This is a genomic window from Janthinobacterium sp. PSPC1-1, assembly GCF_049897625.1.
GTDB lineage: Bacteria > Pseudomonadota > Gammaproteobacteria > Burkholderiales > Burkholderiaceae_D > Janthinobacterium > Janthinobacterium tructae.
Window position 1 is genome coordinate 1 of sequence record NZ_JAFCWP010000012.1, and the last position, 12,453, is coordinate 12,453.

A 12,453-nucleotide genomic window follows, 5' to 3' on the forward strand; every position below is an offset into this window, starting at 1 on the left:
CTGTTTATACCCCACCGAACCGGACAAATATTGCTGGATAATGCTGAGCTTAAATTGCTCACTGTACTTCGACATGAAAAACCCCAAAAGTTGGTGTCCAACTTTTGGGGTTCAGTTCACGAAGGCGGTTTCTTTATTTCCTGGCGGAAGCGGTGTCAGCCGACTTGAAGTATACCAAATTCCGTGAAAGGCCATGCACGTTAGCATCCATGCGGGTTACATTCAGATTGACAACCACCGCCGTCCATACCGATCCACTAGTATCGGTACATTTTCTGGCTAAAGAGAAGGGGCGCAAGTACCTTCTGACTGCCTAAAGTATGTAAAGCGGTTGTCGTCAACGAATGCCGGCGACCGCCAACGATTTTATCTCTATTAAAATATATATTATTTGTAAATATTTTTAAGAGAACCACTGCCGAAATATTTTTCGTATTCAGCAGCAGCGAAACCGTCCATCATCCCTGCAATATAGTCGGCAACAACACGTGCACGGGGTTCGTTAAGCTTTCTTAGCTCAGGAGGTAGGAGAATATTATGCTTGTTATACTTTTCATCCGATAATACGGTGAAAAGTCCGCGAATAATTTTCTCTCCTCTTTTTTCATAGAGTTGAACATCCTTCTTCCTCGAAATTGCCTTGAATAAAAGTCTTTTCAATCCTTCTGCCAGAACCGAGTTATTTTTATATCCAATTTTTTTCTCATTGTTCTCCTCTACTACGCTGATATCCAAGCAAAGCTCATGTACTATTTTCGAAGTTAACTCTTTTCTTAGAACAGCCGAATATTCTTCGGAACTTTCTAAACACCAGCATTTATTGGCTTCATCTCTCGCTGAGTCAGCTATACGCTTAAATAAATCGTACCCGCTGTTGAACTCCTTGCTTATCTTAAACTCATAGATTATTTCATCTAAATTAATAGCACCGAAGCTGAGAGCATCTTCCAAATCATGGGCTGCGTACGCAATTTCGTCCGACAAATCCATAATTTGTGCATCTATGCCTTTCCTAACACAGACAGAATTTTTCTTCAGCTCTTGGGTGAGAAAATCATAATCATCGTCGTACAGAAATTTTCTCTTATTCTCATTTCTATTGAAAAAATATTTTGTAATTCCAAACAGAGTTCTTACTGTTAAATTAAGACCACTATAAGAATGATGCTTTTTTTCCAATGTCCTGAGTATTCTGAATGCTTGAGCATTTCCTTCGTAACCACCTACGTCTGCAGTTAATTCGTTTAATATTACCTCGCCGTAGTGACCGAATGGAGGGTTTCCAATATCGTGAGCTAGAGAACAGGTTTCAGCCACAACACTTTTTTCCAACTTCAAATCAGAAGCAATGGATCTCGCGAGCTGAGCAACCTCTAAGCTGTGAGTAAGCCTATTTCGATTGAAGCGATTAGCATCCACACCTAACAACTGCATTTTTCCCTGAAGTCGTCGAAAAGATGAAGAGTACAAAACTCGTGCATAATCTCTCATGCACCCTTCACGACTAGTATTCCGATCATCAGTTGGTTGAACTATCCTATACTCAAGTTTAGCTACTTTCGTCTCTTCGTCACGCGCAAATTCAATAGACTCTTCAGAATACATAAATTTTTCCTGGTAGTGAGCTTGGTTGTTTATGATTTTAAGCACATTCCTTGATATTCCACACAAGGAAAAATGATATTCCATCAAGCATAACACCTTACCTTACCTCAGAAGAAGAAAATTTTTCTCACCATTTTTATCTCCGATAAAAAATTAAACACAAGCAATATTAAAAAGAGAAATTTTGCATGTGAGAGTTATAAAAAGACACTTTTTTCCATGGAAATAATAGATTTAAAATTAATTCATAAAATATCATTAATTCCGAAAGTAAAATTAGAGAAATAATACCACTAGAAAAATCACATTTTATAAATCCAAATCATTTCCGGCTTACCTACCAACGGAAGAGGAGAGTCAACTAGCATTCAATCTATTTTGGTGTTTAAATATTGAAACCAACATTAAACGCACTTAACAGAATAAGGGAAATCATTCTATTAAGTGCAGGCAGGGCAGGTAGGCGACAACTCAGAGAAGAATAGGAAATAGGCGACTAATTAATACCCTAAAAATTCACAACCTTAAAAATCAGGACTTAAATAAGTTATTTGGAAGAAAACTTAAACCAATCAGAAACTCCCTAGAATGCAAAGTGTAAAAATTTTATATCATCAAAAAATTATCTTTCTCAAATATTAAATATAAAAATATTGGGATTAGATACCAAATATAAAATGATTTTTTAATTAATGTTCAACTAGATTCTATAGGTTTGTTTTAAAAAATTTTTGCTGGGCGGTTGTATTTTCTCAAAATATCGGCTACATGGCTGGTGAGACCAACCTGTCCTATAATAATTAGTCCCTCGTTACTCTTCAGCGAGGCAAGACATTTCCTCAAAGCTTGTAAGCCTGCCGAGCTTTCAAATTTAATCCACACTTCAGGCTCACCCGGTACAATAATTTTATCCAGTGTCGCAGTAGCACCACGATGTAGTTGTACAATCCAAGCCTTACTTCCATCGTGAACCCATTCAAATCGAATTGGGCCAAAATTTTCATATGCTTTACCGAAAAGATTTAACACATCAGATACTACATCTTTTGGCAATTCTTCTGGTTTGGCGGCACCAAGCATAAATGCCTCGCCATCGCCTTTTTTCCCCTCTATCAAAGGCTGCCCACTCGCGTCCACAATTAAAGCACCTGAATATTCGGATCTCACAGCATGTTGTGACAAAACTGATGCAATATGAACATGCTGGGGATCTTCTCTTGACATGAGTTCGAACGGGTCCAACCATCCATGATGAGTCGTATACTTACCAGGAACTTGTTCAGTCGGACATGTCCTTATCCATCTTTCTGATTTACCTGTAGGTGATCCAAAGCTAAATGGCGCAATCCTTCTACTGATGACTGTAGTGTACGGGACAGGTAAATTTGCTTGGTCTGCCATTAATAGGCCAAATGCCTTATCACCAACAATTTTACTAAAATTATTAGGCCAAATATTTTGTGGCTCAAGCTCTAAAAACTCCGTCTCTTCGTATTCCCAAGCAATTAGATGGGAATTATTCCAACCACATGCTCTGGGGTGAATACTGAATTCTATGCGTTCACACCCTGATGACTTTAATGGAAATTCGATGCCGTAAATGCTCTCAATTAAATTTTTTCCCCATTTATAACTTAGTGATGCTGTACCAGATTTTTCTACACACCGGGGAGTATCGTCGGGAGAGAACTCTATTACCCCGCCCTGCAAAACCCCAGATACTCCTCCATCACTCACATCAATTGTTTCATTTGCAATAACAAAAAAATCGGCTTGTCCCAATCTCAATACTGACTCCATCGCTTTATCTATGCACCGAATCCCATAGATGAACTCGTGACTTTTAGGGTCATTAGGCAGGAAACTTCGGATGTTAATTGAACGATCAACACTAGAGTTCAACAAAGCTATCAGAGCGTCATGTATGGAGCTAAACATGTGATTTGCCTTATAACCTAAAATTCGGCAATACTCTTGTTTTTGTGAATTTCCAGGAGAAAAGCTAACAAACTGCGCAACGTTCACCGTGTCAGCGAGACGGTTTAACGATTCATCTTTACGAAAATAGATAGTAGAGGGACTAAATTTCATAACTTCTCCGAATATGCGCAGTTCCCACTGATTAATATTAAGCAGCAACGTAGATTTATTGTTAAAAATAACATTACATAGCAGTGAAGGTGCTGAATAGCAACTTCATCCATATAGAATGCAACATATGATTGTATCTTGCGATGATCGAACTTGATAGATAAAGGTGTTATTGGTTCGCGCCAAAAATACTTCCACGCGACACCCTGTAACCGAGAAAATAAGAAAATTTGAACGACATTTGTTGCTCGCAATCCATGAACTTACCAGTGACAAGCGCGCGAAAACGCCTCAACAAAAAAAGCCCCAACTCATGGGGCAATGTTCAAAATTTGGCGGAAGCGGTGAGATTCGAACTCACGAACAGTTTAACCCGTCGCTAGTTTTCAAGACTAGTGCCTTCAACCACTCGGCCACGCTTCCAGAGCCTGCATTATACATAAAGCTGGGTGCGTTACCAATGGGGGAAGGCATGTTGGCAGAAAATTTACCCCTTGGCGAGGGCGAAGGAAGCTACTTTTGAAATAACGCTGAAGTTGCTTTTACCCCAGAGGCAAGTGCTGGAATCAAACCCGGCGAGTATGAGGTATCCCGGGTCTTTGCTGCGGGCTAAAAGAGGGCCCTCGAACCTGCGAAAACGTAAAACTACAACTCCCAATTCACCCGCAACACGCGCTCAAACTCCCCGGCCGGCAGCGGCCGCGAGAAGAGGTAGCCTTGCACTTCATCGCAGCCTGAACTCTTCAGGAAAGCCAGTTGTTCGGCCGTTTCCACGCCTTCGGCGATGACTTTGTGGTGCAGCTGCTGGGCGATGCTGATGATGGTGCTGGCGATGGCGCAGTCGCTGGCGTCTGTCGGGATGCCGGTGGTAAACGAGCGGTCGATCTTGAGCGTGTCGATGGGGAAACGCTTGAGGTAGGACAAGCTGGAATAACCGGTGCCGAAGTCGTCCAGCGACAGGGCCACGCCCAGCGCCGTGATGCGGTCCATGATGCCGATCACGCGCTCGATGTTGTGCATCAGCGTGCTTTCCGTGATTTCCAGCTCCAGCCAGGCCGCTTCCAGGCCGTAGCGGGCCAGGGTCGCCGCTACCCTGGCGGGCAGGGCCGAGGTGAATTCGCGCGCGGAGACGTTGACGGCCAGGCGGATCGGCGGCAGGCCGGCCAGTTTCCACGCTTGCGCCTGGGCGCAGGCCGCTTCCAGCACCCATTCGCCCACTTGCACCACCAGGCCCGTCGATTCGGCCAGGGGGATGAACTCGGCGGGCGGGATCATGCCGTGTTGCGGGTGGTGCCAGCGCACCAGCGCTTCGGCGCCAATGATGCGCCCGCTGCCCAGCGCGTATTTCGGCTGGTAATGCAGCAACAGTTGCTGTTCCGATAATGCCTGACGCAAGCCTGTTTCCAGGCGCATGCGCGCCTGCATGCCCAGGTTCATGTCCTGGCTGTAGAAGGCCACGCTTTCCGCTTCGCCGCCGCTGTCCTGCTTGGCACGGTACATGGCGATGTCGGCCAGGCGCAGCAGGGTTTCCGCGTCTTGCCCGTCTTGCGGATACACGCTGATGCCGATGCTGGCGCCCACGCGCAAGTCGTGGCCTTCGATCAGGAACGGTTGCACCAGGGAAGCGAGCAGCTTTTGCGCCACCATGCTGGCCTCGAAGTGCTGGCCGATGTCGAACAGGCCCACGGCGAACTCGTCGCCGCCCAGGCGCGCCACCAGGTCCTGGTCGCGCAATACCTTGCGGAAACGCAGCGAGACCTGACGCAGCAATTCATCGCCGATGCGCCGGCCCAGGGTGTCGTTGATCAGCTTAAAACGGTTCAGGTCGATGAACATCACGCAGCCGAGCATCTTGCTGCGCTGCGCCACGGAGAGGGCCTGGTCGACCAGCTTGGCCAGCAAGGTGCGGTTGGGCAGGCTGGTCAGCGGATCGTAATAGGCCAGGTGGTGCAATCGCTCTTCGGCCAGCTTGCGTTCCGTGATGTCCGTCAGGTAGGCGATGAGTCCGATGGGTTTGTCGTCCATGTCTTGCAGCGGCGACAGGGACAGGCTGGCCCAGAAGATTTCGCCCGACTTCTTTCGGCGGCGCACTTCCATCAGGCGTCCTCCCTGCTCCAGGAAGGCGTCGTGGAAGCCAGTATCTTCGTCGTCGTACAGGAACAGGATGTTGCGCCCCACGGCTTCCACCGAGGTGTAGCCGAACAGGCGCTCGGCGCCCTTGTTCCAGCTGGTGATGTAGCCCGTCAAGTCCATCGTCAGCACGGATTCGTGCAACTGGTCGAGGATTTGCGTCTGCTGCGCCAGCAAGGCTTCGACTTGCGCAAACGCATGGGTCGAGCGTTGCGCCAGCGAATGCACCTGCAGCACGCCGGCCGTCAACGAGGCCAGGCTGGCCAGGTGGCGGCGGTCGGCGTCGTTGTACAGGCTGCGTCCCGCCACGCTGTAATGGCCGAAACAGTGGCCGTCAAAACTGATTTCCTGCAGCAAGGTGGGCGTATCGCGGGGAAACGGCGCGGCGGGCACAGCGGCGCCCATGCTGCCCGCAGGCAAGAACTGGCCATGCGGGCTGGCCATCACGGCGCTGGCGATACGGCCCAGCTCAGCCACCAGCGCGGGACCGCGCAAACGCACGACGGCATCGCACAGGGCGGCGCTGTCACCGAGGTAATCCGACACCGGCAGCAAGGTCATGCTAGAGGTTCCGGCTGACCTGGATGGCCCATTGGTAGGCCTGTAGCAGGCTGCGCCAATAGGTTTCTCCATCGATGCCGGCACGGCGCAAGACTTCGGGCGGCGGCGTGGCGCTTTCGACCAGCGCCAGCAAGGTGCCCAGCTCGCCATTGCGTTCCAGCAAGGCGTCGTTGACTTCGGGCGCCAGGTTCAGGGTGGCGATGATCTCTTCCATCGGCATGCCCAGCAGGACGTCGAGCAGGGAAAACACGCCCGTCATGAAGGCCAGATCTTGCGCATCGCGGTCGCCGCCGCGCAGCTGGCACAGCGCTTCCATCTGCGCCGCGCGCACGGCCGCCAGCGGCAGCAGCGCGTGGATCTTGCCATCGTCCTGTTGCCGCGCATACAGCAGCAGTTGCAGCCAGCGCTGCAGCTGGCGCCGACCCAGCAGGCTGATAGCCTGGCTGAAGCTGGTAATCGGCGCCGTAAAACCAAAGGCGGCCGAATTGACCAGTTTTAATAGATGATAGCTGAGCGATGGGTCCTGTTTGAGCGGCACTTCCAGCTCGTGCGCGTCGGCATCGCGGGCCAGCAGGCCCAGCAGCGCCAGCAAGCGCCGGCGCGAGGTGGCGTCTTCCGGCTCGCTTTGCTGGCGCGCATGCTGCAAGGCGTAGTCGCCGGCAAACCAGCTCACGCCGATTTCTTGCAATGCGGCAAGCTGCGCCGCGTCGACGATGTTGTAGGCCAGGTGCGGCCCCGGCAAGGGCAGCAGCTGATGCAGGGCCGGGCGGGCGCCCGCCGCGTCAAAACTCAGCGCGCGCGCGTCGACCTGCGCCGCCACCACGGGACCGGCATCGGCGCCATCGAGCAGGATGCGATAGCCGGCGTCGCGCCATTGCTGGCATTTTTTCTGGATTTGCTTGTCGCCGGCAAGTTGCGCCGGCAAACGGAAAATGGTGCGTTGCGGCACCAGTTGCGCCAGCACGGCCTCGTCCACGCCATGCGGGTCGGCCAGGGGAATGATGCAGTCGAGCGGCGCCAGGAAGGCATACGCATCGGCAGCGGCCAGCGCCGCCAGCAGCGGCGCCGTCGAGGCCTGCGGTACATGCAAGGTGACAGCGACCCACTCGTTATGAGCATTGGCCACTGCTTGTAATCCCACCAACGGAAACAGGTTTGATTCAGACGCTGACATCGGTATCTCAGTGTGGGTAGGGCGCCATAGTAAATAAACTGACCAGCATTGGCAACCCTGGCCCGACAGGGATGCCATTTCGACAGCGAGAATCATTCTATCCGAATCTCACCCGTGAAACAGTTTAATTTTGGCAATAAATATTCAAAAAAAACACTCCCCCCGGGAGACCCGCCTGTCATGCGGGTTTGAAAAAATCACCGTGACGCGAGCGCCGTTCAGGCGCCGCCGCCATGCGCATGTTCGACCGCATATTTGATCAATTCGGCCTGCCCTTCGATGCCCAGCTTGCGCTTGATGTTCAGGCGGTGCGTCTCCACCGTGCGCACGCTCAAGTCCAGGTCGCGGGCGATCTGCTTGTTCGACTGGCCCGCCGCGATGTGTTGCAGCACTTGCTGCTCGCGCGTGGTGAGAAAGGAATCGTGCACTTGCGGGCGCGACAACTGCCGCGCCAGGGCCGCGCTGTAATAAATGCCACCGGACATCACCGTCTCGATGGCGAAGACGATATCTTTCCCTGGAGCATCTTTGAGCACATAGCCGCGCGCGCCGGCGGCGATGGCTTGCGACACGTATTCGAGCTTGTCGTGCATGGACAGGATCAGCACGGCAATCTGCGGAAACGCCTGCTTGAACAGGGCCGTCGCTTCGATGCCGTTGATGCCGCGCATATTAATATCCATCAATACGAGATCCACCTGATGGAGGCGCGCCTGGGCCAGGGCTTCGTCGGCACCGCCCGCCTCGGCCACCACGTCGAAATGCGCCACCGCCTCTAGGCGCGCGCGCAAGCCGTCGCGCACGAGGGGATGGTCGTCCACCAGCAGGATGTTGATCGTCTTGGTCATGTCTCGGTATCTTCTCGGTATCTGTTCATCAGTGTGTCGGTGGAAGGGCGAGCCGCGCCAGCACCAAGGTACCGGCCGGCGACGAGGTGATGTGCAGGCTGCCGCCGATGGCTTCCATGCGTTCCGTCATGTTGCGCAGGCCGATGCCGCGCTGCGGATGCAGGGCGATGCCGTCGAAGTCGAAGCCGCCGCCATTATCCTGGATGCGCAATTCCACCGCCTTGCCCGCCTCGCGCAGACTCACTTCCACGCCGCGGGCGTGGGCATGGCGCTCGCAATTGGTCAGCGCTTCCTGGGCGATGCGGAACAAGACGGTATTGACCATGTCGGGCAAGCTCTCGCCCGCCGCCGCCGGGCTGGCCGTGAAACTGGCTTGCGCGCTGCTGCTGTCGTTAAATTCATGCACCAGGTGGTCGAGCGCGGCGGCCAGTCCCAGGTCGTCGAGGATGGCCGGGCGCAGGTTGTGCGAAATGCGCCGCACTTCGCCCAGCACCTTATTCAGCTGCTCGGCGGCCCGCTCGAACGTGGCGGGCGCCTTTTCTTTTTGCTCGGCATTGCCGCCCAGACGCGCGATGCCCGCCTCGATCTGCAGTTTAATCGACACCAGCCACTGGCTGATGCCGTCATGCAAGTCGCGCGACAGCCGCGCCCGCTCCTCCTCCTGCGATTCGACCACGCGCTGTGCCAGCACTTTCAGCTTGGCGTCGGCCACGCGCAATTCGCGCAAGTTCAGCACCAGGCCGCAGGCGGCCACCAGCAGGGAGCCGAGGATGGCGATGGCGGCGATCAGCTCCATGGTCGAGCGGATATTGCGCGACTGCTGGGCGTCAACCTTGGCCAGCGCCTGGTCCACGTCATCCATATAAATACCGGTACCCATCATCCAGCCCCATTCCGGCATCAATATCACATAGCCGAGCTTGGGCGCGGACTTGTTGGTCGAGGGCTTGATCCAGTTGTAGCGCTCGAAGCCGCCGCCGCTCCTGGCGCGCTGCATCAGGCGCTGAATGGTCAGATTGCCGTCCGCGTCGCGCAACTCCCACAGATTCTGCCCCACCAGCTCGGGCTGGCGCGGATGCATCAGCGACTTGCCCTGCAAATCATAGATGAAGAAGTAGCCATCGTCGCCATAGCTGAGGGCGGACAGGATGCGCTTGGCTTCCTCTTGCGTGGCGGCATCCTTGCGGCCCGAGCCATATAACGAGGCGATGGAATGGCTGGCCAGGGTCACGTAATGCTTGAGCTCGGCCTCCTTGCTGGCCAGGTAGGCTTGCTGGATGGTGGCGCGCTGCTGCTCGGCCAGGGTAATCGCCTGGTGCCGCACAGCAAACGCGATGGCGCACAGGGCGAGGATGAGCGGCGTGATGGCCAGGAAGATGACTTTCTGTCTGAGTTTCATGGCCTGGCGCGCTCCGGCGGCGTCGATGCTGGTGGGAATGCGTGATTTTACGTCGCGGCGCGGTGATCGGTCTGCGTAGTAATACTGAGCGTTACTGCGTAGTGGTGCGCTTGCGGCAATTATACGATTCCTGAATACTTGCCATAAGCTGCAAATACACCAAAAGTCACATCAAACTGGCGACGACCAGGACCCGCAGCACACATCATCGCACGGCACAGCGCCCGTCAATCTCTGGAGGAAGCATGAACCGCATTTTCAAACAGCTCGGCTGGGCAGCGCTTGCGCTTGCCGGCGCCGGATCCCTGGGCGTCGTCGCCCTGCAACGTGGCGAACCGATCAGCGCGATCTGGATCGTCATCGCCGCCGTCTGCGTCTACCTGATCGCCTACCGTTTCTACAGCCTGTTCATCGCCGACAAGGTGCTGGGCCTGGACGCACGCCGCATGACGCCGGCCTTCAAGCACAACGATGGCCTCGACCACGTGCCGACCAACAAATATGTGCTGTTCGGCCACCATTTCGCGGCGATTGCCGGCGCCGGTCCCCTGGTCGGCCCCGTGCTGGCCGCACAGATGGGCTATTTGCCCGGCATGCTGTGGATTTTGGCGGGCGTGGTGTTTGCGGGCGCCGTGCAGGATTTCATCGTGCTGTTCATTTCCATGCGCCGCGACGGCCGCTCGCTGGGCGACCTGATCAAGGCTGAACTGGGCGAAATTCCCGGCATGATCGCCTTGCTGGGCTGCTTCATGATCATGGTCATCATTTTGGCCGTGCTGGCCTTGATCGTCGTCAAGGCGCTGACCGGTTCCCCATGGGGCAGCTTCACCGTGATGGCGACGATTCCCATCGCCCTGTTCATGGGCGTGTACTCGCGCTTCATCCGCGTGGGCCGCATCGGCGAGATTTCCATCATCGGTTTTGTGCTGCTGATGCTGGCCATCATCGGCGGCCAGTATGTGCAGGAATCCGCCGTACTGGGCCCGATGTTCACGTTCACGGGTACGGAACTGACGTGGATGCTGATCGGCTACGGCTTCATCGCTTCCGTGCTGCCCGTGTGGCTGCTGCTGGCACCGCGCGACTATCTGTCGACTTTCCTGAAAATCGGCACGATTCTGGGCCTGGCCATCGGCATCATCGTCGTCGCGCCTTACCTGAAAATGCCGGCCATGACTAAGTTCATCGACGGCTCCGGCCCCGTCTGGTCGGGCAATCTGTTCCCCTTCCTGTTCATCACCATCGCCTGCGGCGCCGTCTCCGGCTTCCACGCGCTGATTTCCTCGGGCACCACGCCGAAGATGATTGAAAACGAAAGCCACGCCCGCTTCATCGGCTATGGCGCCATGCTGATGGAATCGTTCGTTGCCATCATGGCCCTGGTGGCCGCCTCGACCATCGAGCCGGGCATCTATTTCGCCATGAACAGCCCGGCCGCCCTGATCGGCACCACGGCCGAGTCAGCCGCACAGGCGATCTCGCAATGGGGCTTCTATGTGACGCCGGAAATGCTGACGCAGACGGCCAAGGATGTGGGCGAGCACAGCATCATCTCGCGCGCGGGCGGCGCGCCGACCCTGGCGGTCGGCATGGCGCAGATTCTTTCCGGCGCCATCGGCGGCAAGGCCATGATGGCCTTCTGGTACCACTTCGCCATCCTGTTCGAGGCGCTGTTCATCCTGACGGCCGTCGATGCAGGCACGCGTGCGGGCCGCTTCATGCTGCAAGACTTGCTGGGCAGCTTCGTGCCAGCACTGAAACAGACGGAAAACGTCATCGCCAACCTGCTGGCCACGGGCCTGTGCGTGGCGGCCTGGGGCTACTTCCTGTACCAGGGCGTGGTCGATCCATTGGGCGGCATCAACACCCTGTGGCCGCTGTTCGGCATCGCCAACCAGATGCTGGCAGCCATCGCGCTGATCCTCGGCACTTGCGTGCTGTTCAAGATGAAAAAAGGCCGCTATGCGTGGGTCACCATCACGCCGACCATCTGGCTGCTGCTGTGCACGCTGACGGCGGGCTGGCAAAAGATTTTCGACGCCAATCCGCGTGTGGGTTTCCTGGCGCATGCGAAGAAATACTCGGCGGCGCTCGATGAAGGCACTCTGCTGGCACCGGCCAAGTCGGTGGCGCAGATGCAGCAGATCATCTTCAACGATTACCTCGACGCCGGCCTGGCCGCCTTCTTCGTCATCGTCGTGATCAGCGTGCTGTTCTTCGGCATCCGCACCATCCTGAAGGCGCGCCGCGACAGCCAGCCGAGCACCAAGGAAACGCCGTTCCAGGCCATGCCCACGGTGCAATGATGATCGACGAAATCATCAAGGCTGGACGGTATCTGGGGCAAAGCATGCGGCTCATGTGCGGCTTGCCCGAGTACGACACCTATGTGGCGCACCGGGAAGTGACCCATCCCGGCGAGCCGATGATGACGTATGAAGAGTTTTTCCGCGAACGGCAGGAAGCGCGCTACGGCGGCGCCGGCAAGCGTGGTGGTTGTTGTTAAGTCCGGTGTTGTGACTCAGTAATGGAGGGCGGTCCTGCGGGACCGCCCTTTTTGTTTCATCTCGTATAAGTTCCCCTCCCCTCTCCTCCCTTAGACCCACATCAACATCAGAGTGTGTCTTCGCGTCTATATTTTTCCA

8 protein-coding genes and 1 tRNA gene are annotated in these 12,453 nt (G+C 54.7%); 2 read left to right on the plus strand and 7 right to left on the minus strand.

Going from position 1 to position 12,453, the window contains the following annotated elements; all coding sequences use genetic code 11:
- Positions 1 to 387: 387 nt before the first annotated feature.
- The 7 genes from dgt to ACP7EG_RS25970 form a co-directional block, all read right to left on the minus strand.
- Complete coding sequence (gene dgt / locus ACP7EG_RS25940) at positions 388 to 1,689, minus strand: dGTP triphosphohydrolase (protein WP_426090055.1); 1,302 nt, start codon at positions 1,687 to 1,689, stop codon at positions 388 to 390.
- Positions 1,690 to 2,325: 636 nt separating this feature from the next.
- Entirely contained in the window at positions 2,326 to 3,696 is a 1,371-nt protein-coding gene (locus tag ACP7EG_RS25945; protein WP_426089985.1) for a hypothetical protein, read from the minus strand.
- A 333-nt stretch (positions 3,697 to 4,029) separates the two neighbouring features.
- Positions 4,030 to 4,119, minus strand: a tRNA-Ser gene (locus ACP7EG_RS25950).
- Positions 4,120 to 4,341: 222 nt separating this feature from the next.
- A complete protein-coding gene (locus ACP7EG_RS25955) occupies positions 4,342 to 6,387 on the minus strand; it encodes a putative bifunctional diguanylate cyclase/phosphodiesterase (RefSeq protein WP_426089986.1) in 2,046 nt (681 codons plus the stop codon).
- Between the two features lies 1 nt (position 6,388).
- Entirely contained in the window at positions 6,389 to 7,513 is a 1,125-nt protein-coding gene (locus ACP7EG_RS25960) for an EAL and HDOD domain-containing protein (protein WP_426089987.1), read from the minus strand.
- A 266-nt stretch (positions 7,514 to 7,779) separates the two neighbouring features.
- Complete coding sequence (locus tag ACP7EG_RS25965; RefSeq protein WP_071078703.1) at positions 7,780 to 8,409, minus strand: response regulator transcription factor; 630 nt, start codon at positions 8,407 to 8,409, stop codon at positions 7,780 to 7,782.
- Positions 8,410 to 8,437: 28 nt separating this feature from the next.
- Positions 8,438 to 9,808 (minus strand): cache domain-containing protein, encoded by a 1,371-nt coding sequence (locus ACP7EG_RS25970; protein ID WP_071078704.1) that lies wholly within the window; start codon positions 9,806 to 9,808, stop codon positions 8,438 to 8,440.
- Between the two features lie 245 nt (positions 9,809 to 10,053).
- Here ACP7EG_RS25970 and ACP7EG_RS25975 point away from each other — a divergent pair, with 245 nt between their 5' ends.
- Together ACP7EG_RS25975 and ACP7EG_RS25980 are read left to right on the plus strand one after the other, a co-directional pair.
- Positions 10,054 to 12,114, plus strand: coding sequence for a carbon starvation CstA family protein (locus ACP7EG_RS25975; RefSeq protein WP_096234488.1), 2,061 nt, complete (start codon positions 10,054 to 10,056; stop codon positions 12,112 to 12,114).
- Positions 12,114 to 12,314, plus strand: a complete 201-nt coding sequence (locus tag ACP7EG_RS25980; protein ID WP_010396213.1) for a YbdD/YjiX family protein — start codon at positions 12,114 to 12,116, stop codon at positions 12,312 to 12,314. The genes ACP7EG_RS25975 and ACP7EG_RS25980 overlap by 1 nt, the downstream gene beginning before the upstream one ends.
- The last annotated feature ends 139 nt before the right edge of the window (positions 12,315 to 12,453 follow it).